Consider the following 18,822-nt stretch of genomic DNA (forward strand, 5'->3'; position numbering starts at 1 on the left):
CCGCCCCGGCCTCGCCGAGGCCCAGTACACCCTGGCGGAGGCGCTCTACGAGCAAGGCAGCGTCGACCGGGCCAAGAACCTGCTGCAGCGCAGCGTCCGCGGCGAGCCGCAGCCGGCCGCGCTGGACCTGCTCGGCACCATCGAGCTCAAGGACGGCAAGGTCGCCGAGGCCCGCCGCCAATACGAGACCCTGCTCGGCCTGCCGTTCGACAACCAGCTGCTGCGCCTGCGCTGGGAGACCCAGGGCCGCGCGCAGCTGGCCGCGATCGCCCGCCGCGAGGGCAAGGACGCCGAGGCCAGGCAGGAGATGCAGACCGCCCTGCGCCAGCTCAACAAGCTGATCGCCTTCCCCGGCATCCCCCCGGGGGAGCGGGCCTCGCGGCTCATCGATCGCGGCAAGCTGCTGTTTCACCTCGGCGACGTCGAGCAGGCCGTGGCCGACTTTCGCCAGGCCCGCGACACCGCCGACGGCCGCGCCGAGGCCTACGCGGAGCCGATGATCTTCCTCGTCAGCCACGGCTACTACGAGGAGGCGCTGGCGATCTTCCGCGCCGCCGCCCCGCGCGAGGACCTGCGCGGCAGCCTCAAGCTGTACTTCGCGCTGTGGCTGCACGAGATGGCGCTGCGCCAGGGGCGCCCGCAAGATCCGGGCGTGCTCGCCTTCCTCGCGGCCTACAAGGGCGAGCGCTGGCCGACCCGCCTGGCCGAGCACGCCCAGGGCAAGCTCAGCTTCGACGACCTGCTGCGCGGCGCGTCCGACTCCGGCGAGCAGGCCGAGGCCTACTTCTACGAGGCGCTCCGCCGCTGGCGCAGCGGCAACGCGGCCGGCGCCAAGGAGCTCATGCGCAAGGTCCTCGGCACCCGCCGCATGGCGTTCTTCGAGTACGACATGGCCCAGAGCTACCTCGAGTGGGACGACCTGCCGGCCAAGGCCCGCGCCCCGCGCTGACGCTGTCCCGAGGGGCATGTCCGCCAGGACATCCCCCTCGCCCGGGGCACGCAGGCGCGGCGCTCCTGCTCGATAGCCGCGGCAGTGCGGCGGGTGACATGTCCGCCAGGACATGCCCTCGCGCACGCGCGACAGGCCCGCGTCAGAACGAGCAGGAGATCGTCACGTCCTCCTCCACGTGGTGCTTCACCCCGCCCTCGTCGTACTCGAGCACCAGCTTGTAGAACTCGTCGCAGTGCTCGCACGCGCTGTGCATCGCCCCCGGCAGCTTCGCCATCTCCAGGCTCTCGTAGGCGCCTGCGGCGATCGGTGGGCTCTCGATCGGCTGCACCATGATCGGCTCGACCACCAGCGGGTCGGCGTCGAGCGACAGCGAGGCCGCGATGACCACGGCGGAGGTGTCGTTCGGGTTGTCCGTGTTGTCGAACTCGACGTACCACCCGCCCTGGACCGGGTCGGGATCGGCGATCGGCATGCAGTCGGCCGTGAGGTAGGCGTCGACGATGGCGATCACCAGCGGCGAGGTCCCGCCGGTGGTGTCCGTCGTGTCGCCGGTGGTGTCGGTCGTCGTCTCGCCGGTGGTCGTGGTCGTGGTCGTGTCGCCGGTGGTCGTGTCGACCGCCGTGGTCGCGTCGGCGGTCTCGGCCGCCGTCGTGCTGGTCGTCGTCGTGTCGCTGGTGGTCGACGACTCGCTCGCCCCTGCGGTGCCGGACGTCGGCTCGGTCGCCGGCTCGGTCGCCGTCGCGGCCTCGGTCGTCGTGTCGGTGCCGCTGGTGGTGGTCGCCTCGTCGGTCGTGGCCTGGGTGCTTGCGGTCGCGGTCGTGTCGCCGGTCTCGCCGCAAGCGAGCGCGACCGTCATGAGCATGGACAAGGGAAGGTGTCGCATGGCCGGCGCTTTAGCGCGGCGTCCAGGGCCCGGCAAGCCATTCCGCCGACGTCGTCGCTCTCGTTGCGCACGCGGCCGGCTGGGGTCCGCAAGCACCGGCGCCCACGCGTGCCAACGCCCATCGCGGTGAACCCGCGCCGATCTGTCCGCCACGACATGTTCGCACGGACATGTCATGAGACGCGCGCTGATGGCCTCGGAGACATGTCTCGATGGACATGTCCCCAAGACCACTCGAATCACGCGCCGACGCGCGCCGCGACCCGGACGAAGCGCTCGTGCACGCGGTCCCAGGCGGCCAACACCGCGCCCGCCGTGGCGCTGCCGGTCGCGTCGAGGTGGGCCCGCAGCAGCCGCTCGAGCACCCCGCGCGCGCCGTCGTCGAGCTCCCGCGCCGCCACGTGGACGTCGTTCAGCTGGCCGAGCTGATCGCGGGGCAGGAACACCGCGCCGCCGGTCATCCCGGCGCAGGCGTTGTGCGAGATCGGGCCGAGGATCACGACGACGCCGCCCGTCATGTACTCGCAGGCGTGCAGACCCGCGCCCTCGACCACCGCCTCCGCGCCGCTGTTGCGGACCGCGAAGCGATCGCCCGCGCGACCGTGGACCAGCAGCAGCCCGCCCGTCGCTCCGTACAGCGCGCAGTTGCCGACGATGACCTGCTCCTCGGCGACGAAACGCGCCTGCGGGCTCGGCCGGATCACCACCCGGCCGCCCGACATCGACTTGCACAGCGAGTCGTTGCCCTCCCCGCGGAGCTCGAGCGCGACCCCTTCGACCATGAAGGCGCCGAAGCCCTGCCCTGCGCTGCCGGTGAACCCGAGACGGATCGTCCCCGGCGGCGGGCCGTACTCGGCGTGGTCGGGCTGCCCGGGCCGGGCCGCGAGCGCCCGCATCCGCCGGCGATGGCTCCGCAGCGCCAGCTCGCCGCACAGCGCCGCCGGCACCGCGCGGTCGGTCGTGGCGATCGCGTATTGCCGTTCGACCGGCGTGTCGTCGGCCAGCGCCGGCGCGGCGTCCTCGACCGTGCGCCGGTTCAACGGGCCCAGCGCGACGTCGCCGCGCGACGCTCGCCGGTGCTCGTACGGCACCGGCTCGAGCAGCGGGCGCAGATCGATCCCGCGTTGATCGACCAGCGCGTGGTGACGGGCGTCGGCCCGCAAGTAACGCCGCTGTCCGATCAGCGCCGCGAGGCTGGGCACCCCGAGCGCCGCCAGCAGCTCGCGGACGTCGCCGGCGATCCGCCGCAGGAGCTCGACCACGTGCTCCGGGCTGCCCTTGTACTTCGCCTTGAACTTCGGGTCGTGGGTGGCGATGCCGGTCGGACAGCGGTTCTTCTCGCAGATCCGCGCCATGATGCAGCCCTGCGCGACCAGCAGCAGCTTGCCGAAGCCGAACTCCTCCGCCCCGAGCAGCGCCCCGAGCACGATGTCCTTCGCGGTCGACAGCCCGCCGTCGACGCGCAGCGTCACCCGGTCGCGCAGCCCGTGCTCGCACAGCGCCTTGTGGACCTCGATGAGCCCGAGCTCCCACGGCAGGCCGGCGTGGCGCATCGAGCTGAGCGGCGCGGCCCCCGTGCCGCCGTCGCCGCCGGAGACGTGGATGATCGACGCGCCGGCCTTGGCCACGCCGACCGCGATCGTGCCGATGTTCGTGCCCGCCACCAGCTTGACCGACACCGGCGTGCCCGGGCGGAGCTGGCCGAGCTCGTGGATCAGCTGCTTGAGGTCCTCGATGCTGTAGATGTCGTGCAGCGGCGGCGGCGAGATCAGGTCGACGCCGGGTGTCGCGTGGCGGGCGCGCGCGATCGCCTCGTCGACCTTGAGGCCCATGAGCTGACCGCCCTCGCCCGGCTTGGCGCCCTGCGCCACCTTGATCTCGAACTCGTCGCCCGACACCAGGTACTCGGCCGTCACGCCGAAGCGGGCCGACGCGATCTGCTTGGTCGTCGCGGTGGTGCCGTCGACGAAGTAATACGGGTTCTCGCCGCCCTCGCCGCTGTTGCAGCGGGCGCCGATCGAGCGCATGGCGATGAACAGGTCGCGCTGCGACTCGGCGCTGATCGCCCCGAAAGACATCGCCCCGGCGACGAAGCGGGCCAGGATCGCCGACTCGGGCTCGACCTCGTCGATCTCGAGCGCGACCTCGGCCGGCCGCAGGTCGAGCAAGTGACGCACGCTGACCGGCTCGGCCTCGGCCCCGTGCTCGCCGTACGCGCGCCACGTCGTCGCCGGGTCGCCGCGCCCGCGCACGAGCTCGTGGACCAGCTTGCTGCGCGCCGCCGTCATCGCGTGACGTTCGCCGGCGTCGCCGCGCGCCTTCTCCTTGTACTGGAACGTCCCCGGCAGCGGCGCGCCGCTCGGCAGCGTCGCGGCGCGCTGCGCCAGCGCGACCGTCTGCGCCGCCAGGTGCTCGAGCTCGACGCCGCCGATCGGGCTGGCCAGACCCTTGAAATACGCCGCCATCAACCCCGGCCCGACCCCGAGCGCGGTGAACAACTTCGAGCTCTGGTAGCTGCGCACCACCGAGATCCCCATCTTGCTCATCACCTTGAGCAGGCCGGCGTGCAGGGCCGCGACCATCCGCTGCTCGGCCGCGTCCGGGTCCTCGGGGACGGCCTCGCCGGCGCCGGCCCGTGCCAGCTCGAGCGCGAGGTACGGGCACAGCGCGGTCGCTCCGAAGGCCACCGCGCACGCGACCTCGTGGGTGCTGCGGATGTCGCCGGCCTCGAGCACCACCGACGCATCGAGGCGCAGACCGACGCGGTTGAGCTCGACGACCGCGGCGCGCAGCGCCAGCAGGCTCGACACCGGCGGCCGCTCGCAGGTGGCCGCGCGATGGCTGAGGATCAGCACCGAGCAGCCGTCGCGCGCGTGGCCGATGACCTCGCCGGCGATCCGCTGCAGCGCCTCGCCGAGCCCCTCGGGGCCGCGCGCCGCGACGAACGTGCAGTCGATGACCGCCGCCAGCGTGCGCAGCGGCGAGGGTCTGCGCGACGTCAACGCCCGCAGCACCGCCATCTCCTCGAGCCGCAGCACCGGGCCGTCGTGCACGAGCGCGGGCGCCGGCGGGATCAGCTCGCGCGGCGCGAAGATGTTCGGCCGCGTACCGATGACGACCCGCAGATCCGTCACCATCGCCTCGCGCAGGTAGTCGAGCGGCGGGTTCGTGACCTGCGCGAAGTCCTGATAGAAGAAGTCGTAGAGCGAGCGCGGCGCGTCGGAGAAGATCGCCGGGCGGGCCGTGTTGCCCATCGATCCGATCGGCTCCTTGCCGGTCGCGCTCATCGGCCGCAGCACCCGCTCGATCTCCTCCTCGCTGACGCCGAACAGCGCCAGCGACCCGAGCGCGCTCGGCTGGACCGCCGCCCGCAGCTCCTCGTGCACGGCCGGGCCCTGGCGCGCCGGCGCGTCGCGCAGCGGCACCAGGCGGGCGTCGAAGCTCGCGCCGGCGTTCTCGCGCGCCTGGCTCGGATCACGGAAATGGACCTTGCCGGTCGACAGCCGCACCGTCGCGCAGGTGCCGGCGTGCAGCGTGCCCTTGGCGAGGATCGCCGCCTCGTCGACCGGGAACACACCTGCCTCCGAGGCCAGGTAGAAGGCGTCGTCCGTGCGGCACCAGCGGGCCGGGCGGAAGCCGTTGCGATCGAGGCGGGCGCCGACGGTCTCGCCGTCGCTGTAGGCGACCAGCGCCGGCCCGTCCCACGGCTCGATCGCGCGGCCCCAGAACTCGTAGAATTCGGCCCCGCTGCCCGCCGGCGGCATGAGGATCGCCAGGATATCGTCGATGTGCGGGATGCTGCTGCGCGAGCGCAGCGCCTCGATCATCTCGTTGAGGCTGCCGGAGTCGCTGATGTCGGCGTGGGTGAGCAGCTCGTCGGCCGCGAGCCCCAGCGCCGCCTCGCGCGCGTAGGCCCACGAGCGATTGCCGGCGATGGTGTTGATCTCGCCGTTGTGGGCGATGTAGCGGAACGGCTGCGCCTTGTCCCACGAGCTGCGGGTGTTGGTGCTGAAGCGGCGGTGGAACAGGCCGAAGCGCGACTTGTAGCGCGGGTTCGCCAGGTCCGGGTAGAACCGATCGAGGTCGGCGCCGCGGCACAGCGCCTTGTAGACGATCACTCGCGTCGACAGCGAGATGAAGAACATGTCGAGCCAGCCGCCGCACGCCTTGAGCTTGGTGCGGGTGAGCTGCTTGGCGACGTAGAGCAGCGAGTCGAACGAACGCTCGGTGCGGCACCGCGGAGGGCGGCGCAGCGCGACCTGGACGATGTGCGGCATGGTCGCGCGCGCGGCCTCGCCGAGCACCGAGACGTCGGCCGGCACCTCGCGCGCGCCGGCGATCTCGATGCCGAAGAATTCGAAGGTCTGCTCGAACGCCGCGAACGCCCGCCGCCGCCGCTGCGGCTCCTCGGTCAGGAACAGCGTCGCCACGGCGATGGTGCCCGGCTCGTAGCCGAGGAAGCCGAACGGGATGTCCGTCATCACCCCGGCGCCGTCGCTCGACACGCCGTCCGGGCCGCACGCGCCGCGGTGCTCCACCGCTCGCAGCGCGTGCAGGGCCGACTGCAGGATCGCATGCGACGGCTGGCCGGTGAGGCCGGCCACGAAACCCACACCGCAGGCACTGTGTTCGGCTCGAACGGGCATATTCGCCGGCAGTGTACCAGCGCGGCGCGTGCGCGGCGGGATGGCTCCCGCGGGCTCGTCGGTCGCGCCGGCGAGGGCCTCGATCGAGCGGCCGGCGCCGGGGTCCGCGGGCCGCGACCGCCGCCGGACGAGCGACCGTAGCGAGCGGCCGAGAAAGCGCAGCGGCCCTGCTCCGAAGAGCAGGGCCGCGAGGACATGTCCCTGAGGACAGGCACGTCGGCGGCGCCGACGCCGGCGCTCAATTGGCCGGGTTCTTGCCCTCGATGATGTTGCCCTTCTCGTCGTAGGCGACATCCGAGCTGCCGAGCACGTCGCCGACGGTGTCGGTGAACTTGTCGTCGCCCTTGATGTTGGGCAGGCGCTCGCCGATGCTGGACTCCTGCACGCCGTCGACGACGGCGACGACGACGACGCCGTGGACCTCGGTCATGTCGAACGAGCGGACCTTCTCGTTCTTCTCACCGGTCCACTCGTTGTAGCGGAGCAGCACCGCGGCGGTCTTCGGGTCCTGCTTGACCTTGGCGGCCGGGTTGACGCCGAACCACTTCTTGAACGAGCCGTCGACGACGCCCGCGTAGTCCTTGTCCGGCCACTTCTCCTTGTTGAACGCGTAGACGATCTTCCACAGCTGGCCGTCCTTGAAGAAGTAGAACTTGCGCAGCTTCGAGCCTTCCTTGACCCAGATCATCTCCTCGTTGTTGTCGTCGGCGAACTCGTACTGGATGAGCGAGACGCCCCACTTGTGCTTGGCCGACGACGCGAACTTGATGTGACCCTTCTTGAGCTCGTTGAGCTGATCGTTCCGCTCCTTGCGGATCCGATCCTGGTCCATCGGGTTCTTGGTCTCCTTGAGCTGGTCGTCGAAGTACTTGTTGATCGACTCACCCAGCTTGGCGAGCACCTGCTCGGGGCTCATGCCCCACTCGAAGCCCTTGATCAACGAGTTCACGCCGATGCTCGCGCTGAGCTTCGGGTTGCTGTCGACCATCTCGCAGGTGGTCTCCTTCTTCTTCGCCTTGCCCTTGCCGACGGTCTTGGTCTTACAGACCTCCTTGACCTCCGGCTTCTTGACCTTGGCGTCTTCCTTGGCGACCGCCGCGTCCATGTCGGTGGTCGCGGGCGCGGCCTCGCCGTCACCCTCGCTCGAAGACGGACCGGCGGAGACCATGCTGTCCTCGTTGTCCTCGCTCACCCCCTTCTTCTTCGGGGTGCTTTCGGCGACCTCGTCGGGTGCCGTCGACTCCTCCGTCTTCTTGCATCCGGCGTCGGCGACCACGAACAGGCCAAAAGCCGCGGCGATGAACAACGAGCGCTTCAACATGCTGCCTCCTGGGGACGGGAAGCTATCACAAAGCGCGCCGACCCGGCACAACAAGCGCATCCGTGGGTCCGCGCACGGATTCGGGCGAACTCGCCCTGCCCGTCCCGGCCGAGAATTCGGGCGCTCGCGCCGCCCGGCACGGGCACGTGCTCACGGCTCGAGCTGGAAGCTGAACCCGAGCTGCGGCTTGCCGTCGACCTCGTGGGCGTAGATCTCCAGCTTCGCGCGGCTCTTCAACACCTCGAGCATGGCCCGACACGCCCCATAGAACACGCAGAGGAAGCCGCGGCTGTGCAAGATCTCCGGGACCAGGTCGTGGCTGCGAAGCTTGATCCCGTCGCCGCCGTCGACCACTTCCAGCGTCCCGCAGGCCTGACTCGACAGCGACCACGCCCGCGGCGCCGTCTTCACCAGCCCCGACACCGCCGACTTGCCGAGCCCGAAGCCGGCCAGCATCGTCAGCGGCTTCAGGATCCCGTGGTCGTAGCTGTCGCGCATGAGATCGGTCCAGAACTCGCGCGCCGCCGACTCGCCGAGGACCTCGTGAATGGCGTCGCACAGCGCCACGACCGTCGCCACCGGCAGCCAGTCGAGGCTCCCCGCGTCGCGAATGACCGCCAGTCGCTCGCTGCCCACGCGCTCACGGATGTCGCTGCCCTTGCCTTCGGGGTAGGCGCGCAGGCGCTTGAGCGCCAGCTTGGAGTAGTGAGCGCGGATCGCGGGCGTCTCGTCGGGCATGGCGCGAGCACCTCATCATAGCGGGCTCGCTGCCGCTTTGCTCGCCGCGATCAGGGCTTGCGCAGCCGCGCAAACGGCTGATTGCTGAAGCTCTGCTGGCGCTGCGGCGGCTCCGAGGGCCTCGGCCCCCTGCCCTTGTTCATCGGCGTGCGTTCCTGCACCTTGGCCGGCGTCGCCGCTCCGCGCGGCGCGTCCGACTTGGCCGTCAGCGCGATCCGCTTGCGCTCCAAATCGACCTCGAGCACCCGCACCTTCAGCCGATCGCCGGCCTTCACCACCTCGTGCGGGTCCTTCACGAAGCGATCGGCCAGCTGCGAGATGTGGACGAGCCCGTCCTGGTGGACGCCGACGTCGACGAAGGCGCCGAACGCCGTCACGTTGGTGACCACGCCCTCGAGCGTCATGCCGACCTTGAGGTCGTTCATGGTCGTCACGTCGGCGCGGAACTTCGGCGGGTCGAACCGGTCGCGCGGGTCCCGGCCCGGCTTGCCGAGCTCGGCGACGATGTCCCGCAGCGTCGGCTCGCCGACGGTCGCGCTGGCGTAGCGCGCCACCGGGATCTTGGCCGCCAGCGCCGCGTCGCCGACCAGCTTGGCCAGCGGCACGCCGAGGTCGGCCGCGATCGCCTCGACCAGCGGGTAGCGCTCGGGGTGCACCGCCGACGCGTCGAGCGGGTGCTCGCCGCCGCGGATCCGCAGGAAGCCCGCCGCCTGCTCGAACGTCTTCGGCCCCAGCCCCGGCACCGCCAGCAGCGCCTGCCGGCTGGCGAACGCCCCGTTGCGCGCCCGGTGCTCGACCACGCTCTTGGCCACCGTCGGCTTCAGCCCGGCCACGCGCGCCAGCAGCGGCGCGCTCGCGGTGTTGAGATCGACGCCGACCCCGTTGACGCAGCTCTCGACCACCTGATCGAGCTTCTTCGCCAGCAGCGGCTGGAACACGTCGTGCTGGTACTGGCCGACGCCGATCGCCTTCGGATCGATCTTCACCAGCTCGGCCAGCGGATCCTGCAGCCGCCGCGCGATCGAGACGGCGCCGCGGATCGTGACGTCGAGGTCGGGCAGCTCCTCGCGCGCGACCTCGGAGGCGCTGTAGACGCTCGCGCCGGCCTCGCTGACCGGCACCACGAGGATGTCCTTCAGGCCAGCCGACGCCAGCGCCGCGCGCACGAACGCCTCGGCCTCGCGCCCGCCGGTGCCGTTGCCGACGGCGATCGCGTCGGGCTTGTGCGCGCGCACGAACGCCACCAGCTCGGTCTCGGCGCGCGCGGCCGCGGCCGCGCCCTGGCTGGTGTAGAGCGTCGCCTGACCGAGGTAGGTCCCGGTCTCGTCGAGCGCCGCGCACTTGCAGCCGGTGCGCAGCCCGGGGTCGACGCCGATGACCCGCCGCCCGCCGAACGGGGCCGCCAGCAGCAGCGCGCGCAGGTTGTCGCCGAACACCTGCACCGCCTCGCGGTCGGCCTTCATCTTCAGCTCGATGCGCACGTCGGTCTCGATGGTCGGCGCCAGCAGGCGCACGAACGCGTCGCGCACCGCCGCCACCATCTCCGCGTGGAACGGCGTGCCCTGGCGCGCCTTGGCCAGCGCCTCGATCCGCGGCGTCATCGCCTCCGCGGCCACGCCGATCTTCACCCGCAGCACGCCCTCCTGCTCGCCGCGGCGGACCGCGAGGAATCGGTGCGACGGCATGTTGGCCGCCGGCTCCTCGTGGTCGTAGTACTGCTCGAACTTGGTCGGCTGCCCGGCCTTGTCTGCCATCACCTCGGAGCGCACCGTGCCCTCCTTGGCGAACGCCTCGCGGACCATCGCCCGCACCTCGGGCGACTCGGCCACGACCTCGGCGACGATGTCGCGCGCGCCCGCCAGCGCGGCCTTGACGTCGGGCACCTCGAGCTCCGCCTTGACGAACTTGACCGCCTCGGCCTGCGGATCGCCGTCGTCCGGCTGCGCGAGGATCCGGTCGGCCAGCGGCTGCAGCCCGCGCTCGCGCGCCACCATGGCCCGCGTGCGCCGCTTCGGCTTGAACGGCAGGTACAGATCCTCGAGCGCCGCCTTGGTGTCGCACGCGAGGATCTTGGCCCGCAGCTCGTCGGTCAGGAGCCCCTGCGCCGCGATCGTGTCGAGCACCGCGCGCCGGCGATCCTCGAGCTCGAGCACGTAGGTGCGGCGCTCCTCGATCGCCCGGATCTGGACCTCGTCGAGCCCGCCGGTGGCCTCCTTGCGGTAGCGGGCGATGAACGGCACCGTCGCCCCCTCGGCGAGCAGGCGGACCACCGCAGCGACGCCCCGTTCGGGCAGCTGCAGGTCACGGGCGAGCACGGGGACGGGATCGAATTCGGCCGGGGTGGTCATCGCGGAGCCGGGAAGCTGGCACACCGGGCTGGTCGTGTCGACCCCCGCCGTCGACGCGCCGACGATCTCCTCACCGGGCTCTCGCGGCCCGCCCGTGGCACCGACGACGCCAAAGATCTCGCCGGCGTGATCTCGACGACCGCGCCGAGCGCCGCGGACCACCACGAGCGCCGATTGCAGGTCACGCGGATCCCGGAGCGGACCGGCGCGCGCACCAAGCCTTTCGAACATGTCCTCTCCGACATGTTACCGGCCGGCGCGACCGACTCGACCTGCCCTTTCGAGCAGGTCGAGCGTCCCCGTCCCTGCCCTCAGCGCGGGCGCACCGTCGGCGCGTCGACGCGGAGCGCCTCGCACGCCGCGGCGACGATCGCCGTGTGCAGCGCCTGCGCCTCGTCGTCGGTGACCGAGCGCTGCTCGGCCGCGTAATGCAGGCGGAGCAGCAGCGCGCGATGGCCCGCGGGCACGCCGGCGCCGCGGTAGTCCTCGAGCACCTCGATCGCGGGCTCGCCGAACGAGTCGGCGGCCAGCCGCACCTCGCCCGCGGCGCCGGGCGCAATCTTGCCCTCGGCGAAGCCGACGGACTGCGCGGCCTGCAGCTCGACGTGCTCCTGGGCGGTGCATGTGATCGCCGCCCGGGTCAGCGCCGCGACCACGCGCGCCGCGCTCAGCGTCACCGGGATCTCGAGCGAGAGATCGCGGGCCGTCGACGGGAAGCGCGGCAGGTCGCGCGCCTTGGCCGTCACGCGCGCCGGCAGCGCCTCGACCGCGATCTCGGCGTAGTACACGCGTGTCCCTTCGGGCAGGTCCCACGCGCGGATCAGGTCGGGGTGGACCTCGCCGGCCTCGCCGACGATCGCGTCGCCGACGGCCAGCGCCGCCTGCACGCCGGGGTGGAGGTGCGCCGCCGGCGTCGGCGGATCGACCGGCCGCGCCCGCAGGCCCACGCGCGCCAGCGCCTGCACGGCCGCGCCGGTGATCTCGCGCGCCTGGACGCCGCCCTTCGCGCCGCCGTAGATCAGCGCCGCCGCGATCGCCCGCTCGAGCGGCAGCAGGGCGTCGATCGCCGCCGTCGGCCCGTCCTTTAGGACATGTCGCTCGGGCCAGGCATAGATCCGGCCGACCTCGAACAGGCGGACCGGGCGGGTGTGACGGGCGACGTTGTGCGCCAACGCGTCGAGCAGCCCGGGCAGCATGTGCGTGCGCATCACCCCCGCCGCGCGCATCGGGTTCTCCACCCGCACGCGCCGCTCCGGCGGCACGGCGAAGAACTCGACCTTGTTCTCGGCGACGAACGCCATCGCCACGTGCTCGTGGAGGCCGGCGTCGCGCAGGCCCTCGGCCAGGCGGTCGCCGAGCTCGGTCACCGGGTCGCTGTGGGCCGCCGCGCGGGCCGCCTGCGGCACCGTGAGCCGCGCCGGCACCTTGTCGAGGCCGTAGAAGCGCATCAGCTCCTCGATCAGATCGACCTCGCGGCGGAGGTCGGGGCGGTGGGTCGGGGCCACGCACGTCCACACCTCGGGGCTGTCCTCTCGGACCTGTACTTCGAGACCGGCGAGCACCGCCCGCGCCGTGCTCACCGGGACCTCGACCCCGAGCAGCGCAGCCACCCGCGGCAGCCGCAGCGCGATCGTCGGCGCCGGCGGACGCTCGCCCGGCGCGTCGGTCCACGCGGTGCAGCGCCCGCCAGCCAGCTCGAGCAGCAGCTCGAGCGCGCGCAGGGCCGCCCGCTCGAGCCCGACCCCGTGGTCGACGCCGCGCTCGAAGCGGTAGCTCGAGTCGGTCGCGTAGCCGTGCCTGCGGGCCGTCGCGCGGATCCCCGCCGGCGCGAACCAGGCCGCCTCGAGCAGCAGGTTGTGCGTGCCGGCGTGCACCATCGAGTGCGCCCCGCCCATCACCCCCGCCAGCGCCTGCGGCGCGCTCGCGTCGGCGATCACCAGGTCCTCGGCGGTGAGCAGCTTCTGCGTCCCGTCGAGCGTCGTCATCGGCTCGTCGCGCTCGGCCCGCCGGACGACCACCCGGCCCTCGGCCAGGCGATCGCGGTCGAACGCGTGCAGCGGCTGGCCGCACTCCATCAGCACGAAGTTGGTCACGTCGACGACGTTGCTGATCGCGCGCAGGCCGAGCCGGTGCAGCCGGACCCGCATCCACAGCGGGGATGGCTGTACGGACATGCCCTCGAGGACATACCCGAGGTAGCGCCCGCAGCGGTCCGGCGCGGCGATGCTCACCAGCCCCGGGGCGTCCGGGGCGTCCGGCCGGCGCACCGCCGGCGGGCGCAGCGGCAGCCCGAGCTTGGTCGCTACGTCGCGGGCGACGCCGAGGTGCCCGAGCGCGTCGGGGCGGTTCGGCGTGATCCCGAGCTCGAGGATCGTGTCGACGATCCCGGGCACGCGATCGACCAGGCGCTCGCCGGCGCGCCACGACTCCGGCAGCACGAGGATCCCGCCGTCGTCGGCGCCGATCTCGAGCTCGGCCTCGGAGCAGATCATCCCGTGCGAGGCCACGCCGCGCAGCTCGCGGGCGGCGATCGCCAGCCCGCCCGGCAGCACCGCGCCGACCGGGGCGAACGCCACCTTGCCGCCGATCGCCGGCAGGTTGCTGGCGCCGCACACGACCTGGACGACGCCTGTCCCATCGAACAGCTCGACGACGGTCAGCTTGTCGGCCTGCGGGTGCGGCGACTTGCCGCGGATCTCGCCGACCACGATCGAGCGCACGGCCTCGCCGACGGCCTGCACGGCCTCGACCTCGAGGCCGAGGCCGGTCAGCAGGCGGGTCCACGCCGCCGCCTTGCCCTCGGCCGACCACGCCGCGAGCGCCGCATCGAGCGCGCCCTCGACGAACATTTCACTGAGCCAGTGGTGCGAGATCTTCACGGGAACTGCTCCAAGAAGCGGACATCGCCCTCGAACATGTGACGCAGGTGCGGGACCGCGTGCTGCGACATCGTCATGCGATCGACGCCGAAGCCGAACGCCCAGCCGGTGTAGACCTCGGGGTCGATCCCGCAGGCCTCGAACACCGCCGGGTGGACCATGCCGCAGCCGCCGATCTCGATGTAACCTGTCCTCTTGCACAGGTTGCAGCCGTCGCCGCCGCAGAACGGGCAGCCGATGTCGAACTCGGCCCCGGGCTCGACGAACGGGAAGAAGCTGGGCCGGAAGCGGACGTCGAGGCGCCGGCCGTAGAAGTCGCGGGTGAAGTCCATCAGCGTGGCCTTGAGGTCGGCCATCGTCACCCCGCGGTCGACGTAGAGGCCCTCGATCTGGTGGAACATCGGGCTGTGGGTCGCGTCGTCGTCGCAGCGGAAGGTCGTGCCGAGCGCGACGATCCGGATCGGCGGCTTCTGGCTCAGCATCGTCCGCACCTGCACCGGCGACGTGTGCGTGCGCAGCACCAGCTCACCGGCGCGCAGGCGCATCGCCGCGTCGTTGTCGGAGCCGTCGTCGAAGCCGGGGTGGCGGTGCGGGCGGATGAAGAACGTGTCCGCCATGTCGCGCGCCGGGTGGTCCTGCGGCACGTTGAGATCGTCGAAGTTGTACTTGCTGTGCTCGACGTGCGGGCCGACGGCCAGCGAGAAGCCGAGCCGCTGGAAGCTCTCGCTGAGCCGCCGGCGCGTCTGCGACAGCGGGTGCAGCGTGCCTGCGGGCGGGCGCAGCGGCGGCAGCGTCAGGTCGTCGACGCGCGCGAGGTCGAGGCGGCGCGCCTGGTCTTTGAGATAGGTGCGGCGCGCCTCGAGCTCGGCCTCGATGGCGTCGCGGACCCGGTTCCACTCGGCGCCGAAGCCCTTGCGCGCCTCGGGCGGGAGCTTGCCCATCTCGCCGCGGAGCTGGGTGACGGCGCCCTTCTTGCCGAGATAGGCGACCTGGAGCTCGTAGAGCGCGGCCTCCGAGTCGACGCGGGCGAGCGCCTCCTGGAAGGCCGCGAGCTGCGTGGCCAAACGTGCTGGCATGGCGAGGAGTGTGCCACTTTTTCGCCGGAGCTCGCCGCCGCGGTCGTCCGCTTAAACGGCGACGAGCCGGCGTGACCGGCTCGAACAGCGTCCGTGGGGCGCGAAGCGCCGGCGACGACGCGGCGCGAGGTCCGGCCCTCGACCTGAATGGTCGTGATGAAGTCGCGACTCGGGCCCGACGCGCAACCAGCACGACGGGCCCGAAGACGGAGGTTCCACTACGCGAGCGCGCCGCGAGCCTCGGCGACGACCTTGCCGAACGCCGCGTTGTCGAACACCGCGAGGTCCGACAGGACCTTGCGATCGAGGACGATCCCGGCCTTGCCGAGCCCCTCGATCAGGCGGCTGTAGCTCAGCCCGTGCAGGCGAGCGGCGGCGTTGAGGCGGACGATCCACAGCCGCCGCATGACCCGCTTCTGGCCCTTGCGGCTGGTGTACATGTGCATCCACGCGTGATGCACGGCCTCGAGGGCCCGGCGGAACATCCGCGAACGGCCGCCACGGAAGCCCTTCGCAGCCTTGAGAATACGATTGCGGCGGCGCCGCGCCTTAAATCCACGTTTTGCGCGAGGCATGGTTCAGGTCCTTCCATTCGGAAGCATGATCTCGATCCGCTTCTGGTCGGGCTCGGAGACGATCGTCATGCCCTTGAGCTTGCGAATGCGGTCGCTGTGCTTCTTCGTGAGGATGTGGTTCTTGTGCGAGTGTTTCCGCTTGGCCTTGCCGGAAGCGGTGAAGCGAAAGCGCTTCTTCGCGCCGGAGTGGGACTTCATCTTGGGCATGATGGCGCCTTGTGAGAACGGGGCCGATTCAGGTGCGAAGCGCCGTGAAGTATGACGGCGCGGAGCGCTGTGAAGCGAGTGAAGGGGGGCTGGAGATACCCTAGCTCGCGCATGGACGCGAGGTCCCGGGCTGGCCCCTGGTTTTGTGTTGACTCACGGATTCGAGCAGGCGGACGGCGCCACCCGCTCCGGTTCAGTTGGCGGCGTCAGCGTCCGGATCGTCGAGACCGGTCGTGTCGTCGTCGAAGTCGTCGTCGTAACCCTCGTCGTCGTCTTCCTCGTCAGTCGACGGCGGCGGCGGCGGCGGCGGAGCAGCAGGACGCACGATCGGGCCCTCGGGCGGCTTGGGCTTCACGGTGCCGGGGCGCTGCGGCTTGGGGGCCAGCACCATGTTCATGCGGTTGCCCTCCATCTGCGCCAGCTGGAGCACCGTGGCGACATCGACGAGCTCCCGGATCACCTTCTCGAGGATCGCGCGACCGGTCTCGGGATGGGTGATCTCGCGGCCGCGGAACTGGACGACGAGCTTGACCTTGTCGCCTTCGTCCAGGAAGCGGCGGATGTGCCGCGTCTTGAAGTCGAAGTCGTGGTCGTGGGTCTTCGGGCGGAACTTGACCTCTTTGAGCTCCGTCGTCTTCTGGTTCTTCTTCGCCTCGCGATCGCGCTTGGCGGTCTCGTACTTGAACTTCCCGTAGTCCATGATCTTGCACACGGGAGGGCTGGCCTTCGGGTTGACTTCAACCAACTGAAGGTTCGCCTCCTCCGCGCGCGCCATGGCATCCTGGGTGAGCATGATCCCAAGCTGTTCGCCGTTGGCGTCGATCACCCGGACTTCCTTGACGCGGATCCGGCGACCTACGCGATGGGTTTCGACGCGGGGCTTGGGCTTCTGTTGTCTGCGGCCGATGGCGGTACTCCTTCAAGAGAAAAGCGGTGAGTGAGGCGAGCTTCGCGCACCTCCCCAGCCGGGGCGCCATTTTGTGTGCAATTCTGGACGCGCCGTCAAGCCCCTTCGACGCGAAGCACGCTTCCACCCCGAGCTAGCCCCAGCTAGCCCCGGCTAGCCCCGAACGTGTCCCCAGGCCGGCTGCCCGCACCACGACCGCCGCGGACCCCAGCGGCGGCGGGCCCCGAGCTCCCGCCGTGACTCGTATCGGCGTCGTCACATTCGTGACCACGCCGTCACGATCTCAGGAGGGGATCCGGGCCTCGTCGGCCATGCGCTCGACAAAGCCCGCGAGGGGCTCGAGCGCGCCCGTCTGGCCGTCGCGGGTGCGCGGCGCGACGCCCCTGCCCTCGACCTCCTTGTCGCCGAGGACCAGCATCGTCGGCACGCGCAGCAGCGTGGCCTCGCGGATCTTGAGGCCGAGCTTCTCGTTGCGCAGGTCGGTGTGCACGCGCAGGCCCTTCGCCACCAGCGCCGCCTCGACCTCGCCGGCCCAGGCGTGATGCGCCGCGGTGATCGGCAGGATCGCCACCTGCACCGGCGCGAGCCAGGTCGGGAAGCGACCGGCGACGTGCTCGAGGTAGACGCCGAAGAACCGCTCGAGGCTGCCGAGCATGGCGCGGTGGATCATCACCGGCCGGCCGCGCGAGTCGTCGGGCGCGACGTACTCGAGGCCGAACCGCTCGGGCAGCTGGAAGTCGAGCTGGACCGTGCCGAGCTGCCAGCTGCGGCGCAGCGCGTCGCGGACCTTGAAGTCGATCTTCGGGCCGTAGAAGGCCCCGTCGCCGTGGTTGATGGTGTACGGCAGGCCGGCGCCGTCGAGCGCGGCCATCAGCGCCGCCTCGGCCCGGTTCCACGTCTCGAGCTCGCCGAGGAACGAGGCCGGCCGGGTGCTGACCTCGATCTCCGGCCGGTCGAAGCCGAAGGTCTTGTAGCACTCGAGGATCATCGCCGTGACGTTGGCGATCTCCTGCCCGACCTGGTCGGTCGTGCAGAAGATGTGCGCGTCGTCCTGGCAGAAGCTGCGCACGCGCGTCAGCCCGTGGACCACGCCGGCGCGCTCGTAGCGGTGCAGGCGGCCGAAGTCGGCCAGGCGCTGCGGCAGGTCGCGGTAGCTGTGGTGCGACTGGCGGAACAGCACGCAGTGGCCGGGGCAGTTCATCGGCTTCACCCCGAACTCGCGCTCGTCCACCGTGCAGGCGAACATGTTCTCCTTGTAGTGGTCGTAGTGACCCGAGGTGCGGAACAGATCCATGTCGAAGATCTGCGGGGTGATCACCTCTTGATAGCCGTGGCGGCGGTACAGCCCGCGCACGTAGGCCTGCAGCAGGTTGTAGATCGTCGCCCCGCGGCCGGTGAAGAACGGGCTCGCCGGCGCGATCGGATCGAAGTAGAAGAGGCCGAGCTCCTTGCCGAGCTTGCGGTGGTCGCGGGCCTTGGCCTCCTCGAGCAGGCGCAGGTGCTCCTTGAGCTCCTTGCGGTCGGCGAACGCGGTGCCGTACACGCGCTGCAGCTGCGGCCGCTTCTCGTCGCCGCGCCAGTACGCGCCGGCGATGCTCATCACCTTGAAGGCGCGCACCTCGGCGGTGCTCTTGACGTGCGGGCCGCGGCACAGGTCGACGAAATCGCCGCTGCGGTACAGCGTGAGCGTGGCCCCGGCCGGGATCGAGCCGATCGCCTCGACCTTGTAGGTCTCGTTCAGGCCGCGGAACAGCTCGATCGCGGCGTCGCGGCCGATCTCCTCGCGCACGAAGGGGTGGCGCGCGTCGACCTCCTTCTGCATCTCGGCCTCGATTGCCGCGAAGTCCTCGGGCACGAGGCGGTGCGGCATGTCGATGTCGTAGTAGAAGCCGTCCTCGGTGTGCGGCCCGAACGCCAGCTTGGCCTCCGGCCACAGCCGCTTGATCGCCGAGGCCATCACGTGGGCCGCGCTGTGCCGCAGAGTCTCGACCGGCGACAGATTCGGCACCGAAGGGTCGATCATGTGCTCGATCTCTTGCGCGTGTTCGTCCGCCATGGGGCGCGAAATGTACACAAGCCGCGGCGTCCGAGCGAGCGAGAAACGAGAAACGCCGCAGAGGCGAGCCCCGGCGGCGTTTCTTCGTTCATAGGACCGGACGGATTCGAACCGTCGACCTCTACCGTGTCAAGGTAGCGCTCTAACCAACTGAGCTACGGCCCTGGATTTTTCTGCGGCGCTCGTCGGTGCCGACGAGGGGCTGCCTAGGTAGCTCAACCGCCCGCCCCCGTC

Annotated in this window: 12 protein-coding genes and 1 tRNA gene; 1 reads left to right on the forward strand and 12 read right to left on the reverse strand. The window is 71.2% G+C overall.

Features of this window, described 5'->3' with window-relative positions:
- The coding region (locus K7C98_RS43150; RefSeq protein ID WP_224197816.1) for a tetratricopeptide repeat protein at nucleotides 1-949 on the forward strand (949 nt) is incomplete at its 5' end.
- Between the two features lie 142 nt (nucleotides 950-1,091).
- On the opposite strand, the gene K7C98_RS43155 is transcribed toward K7C98_RS43150, so the two are convergent.
- The 12 genes from K7C98_RS43155 to K7C98_RS43210 form a co-directional block, all read right to left on the reverse strand.
- The gene (locus tag K7C98_RS43155) at nucleotides 1,092-1,835 is read right to left on the reverse strand and encodes a hypothetical protein (RefSeq protein WP_224197817.1); all 744 of its coding nucleotides are present in this window, start codon (nucleotides 1,833-1,835) and stop codon (nucleotides 1,092-1,094) included.
- Between the two features lie 239 nt (nucleotides 1,836-2,074).
- Nucleotides 2,075-6,481: a glutamate synthase large subunit gene (gene gltB / locus K7C98_RS43160; protein ID WP_224197818.1), complete on the reverse strand. Its 4,407-nt coding sequence runs from the start codon at nucleotides 6,479-6,481 to the stop codon at nucleotides 2,075-2,077.
- A gap of 238 nt (nucleotides 6,482-6,719) precedes the next feature.
- Nucleotides 6,720-7,802: a hypothetical protein gene (locus K7C98_RS43165; RefSeq protein WP_224197819.1), complete on the reverse strand. Its 1,083-nt coding sequence runs from the start codon at nucleotides 7,800-7,802 to the stop codon at nucleotides 6,720-6,722.
- A 150-nt stretch (nucleotides 7,803-7,952) separates the two neighbouring features.
- Nucleotides 7,953-8,540, reverse strand: coding sequence for a hypothetical protein (locus K7C98_RS43170; protein ID WP_224197820.1), 588 nt, complete (start codon nucleotides 8,538-8,540; stop codon nucleotides 7,953-7,955).
- A 50-nt stretch (nucleotides 8,541-8,590) separates the two neighbouring features.
- The gene (locus K7C98_RS43175) at nucleotides 8,591-10,888 is read right to left on the reverse strand and encodes a Tex family protein (RefSeq protein ID WP_431312853.1); all 2,298 of its coding nucleotides are present in this window, start codon (nucleotides 10,886-10,888) and stop codon (nucleotides 8,591-8,593) included.
- 311 nt (nucleotides 10,889-11,199) lie between these two features.
- Nucleotides 11,200-13,767: a phenylalanine--tRNA ligase subunit beta gene (gene pheT, locus K7C98_RS43180; protein WP_224197822.1), complete on the reverse strand. Its 2,568-nt coding sequence runs from the start codon at nucleotides 13,765-13,767 to the stop codon at nucleotides 11,200-11,202.
- The gene (gene pheS, locus K7C98_RS43185; RefSeq protein WP_224197823.1) at nucleotides 13,764-14,843 is read right to left on the reverse strand and encodes a phenylalanine--tRNA ligase subunit alpha; all 1,080 of its coding nucleotides are present in this window, start codon (nucleotides 14,841-14,843) and stop codon (nucleotides 13,764-13,766) included. The genes pheT and pheS overlap by 4 nt, the downstream gene beginning before the upstream one ends.
- Before the next feature lie 218 nt (nucleotides 14,844-15,061).
- Nucleotides 15,062-15,418: a 50S ribosomal protein L20 gene (gene rplT, locus K7C98_RS43190; protein ID WP_096333202.1), complete on the reverse strand. Its 357-nt coding sequence runs from the start codon at nucleotides 15,416-15,418 to the stop codon at nucleotides 15,062-15,064.
- A 3-nt stretch (nucleotides 15,419-15,421) separates the two neighbouring features.
- Nucleotides 15,422-15,625, reverse strand: coding sequence for a 50S ribosomal protein L35 (rpmI, locus tag K7C98_RS43195; RefSeq protein ID WP_224197824.1), 204 nt, complete (start codon nucleotides 15,623-15,625; stop codon nucleotides 15,422-15,424).
- A gap of 193 nt (nucleotides 15,626-15,818) precedes the next feature.
- A complete protein-coding gene (gene infC, locus K7C98_RS43200; RefSeq protein ID WP_224197838.1) occupies nucleotides 15,819-16,532 on the reverse strand; it encodes a translation initiation factor IF-3 in 714 nt (237 codons plus the stop codon).
- Between the two features lie 283 nt (nucleotides 16,533-16,815).
- Nucleotides 16,816-18,588, reverse strand: coding sequence for a threonine--tRNA ligase (thrS, locus tag K7C98_RS43205; protein ID WP_224197825.1), 1,773 nt, complete (start codon nucleotides 18,586-18,588; stop codon nucleotides 16,816-16,818).
- A gap of 91 nt (nucleotides 18,589-18,679) precedes the next feature.
- Nucleotides 18,680-18,753 (reverse strand) — tRNA-Val (locus K7C98_RS43210).
- Between the last annotated feature and the right edge of the window lie 69 nt (nucleotides 18,754-18,822).

Origin of the sequence: Nannocystis pusilla, from assembly GCF_020073745.1 — a bacterium.
In the GTDB taxonomy this organism is placed as follows: domain Bacteria; phylum Myxococcota_A; class Polyangia; order Nannocystales; family Nannocystaceae; genus Nannocystis; species Nannocystis radixulma.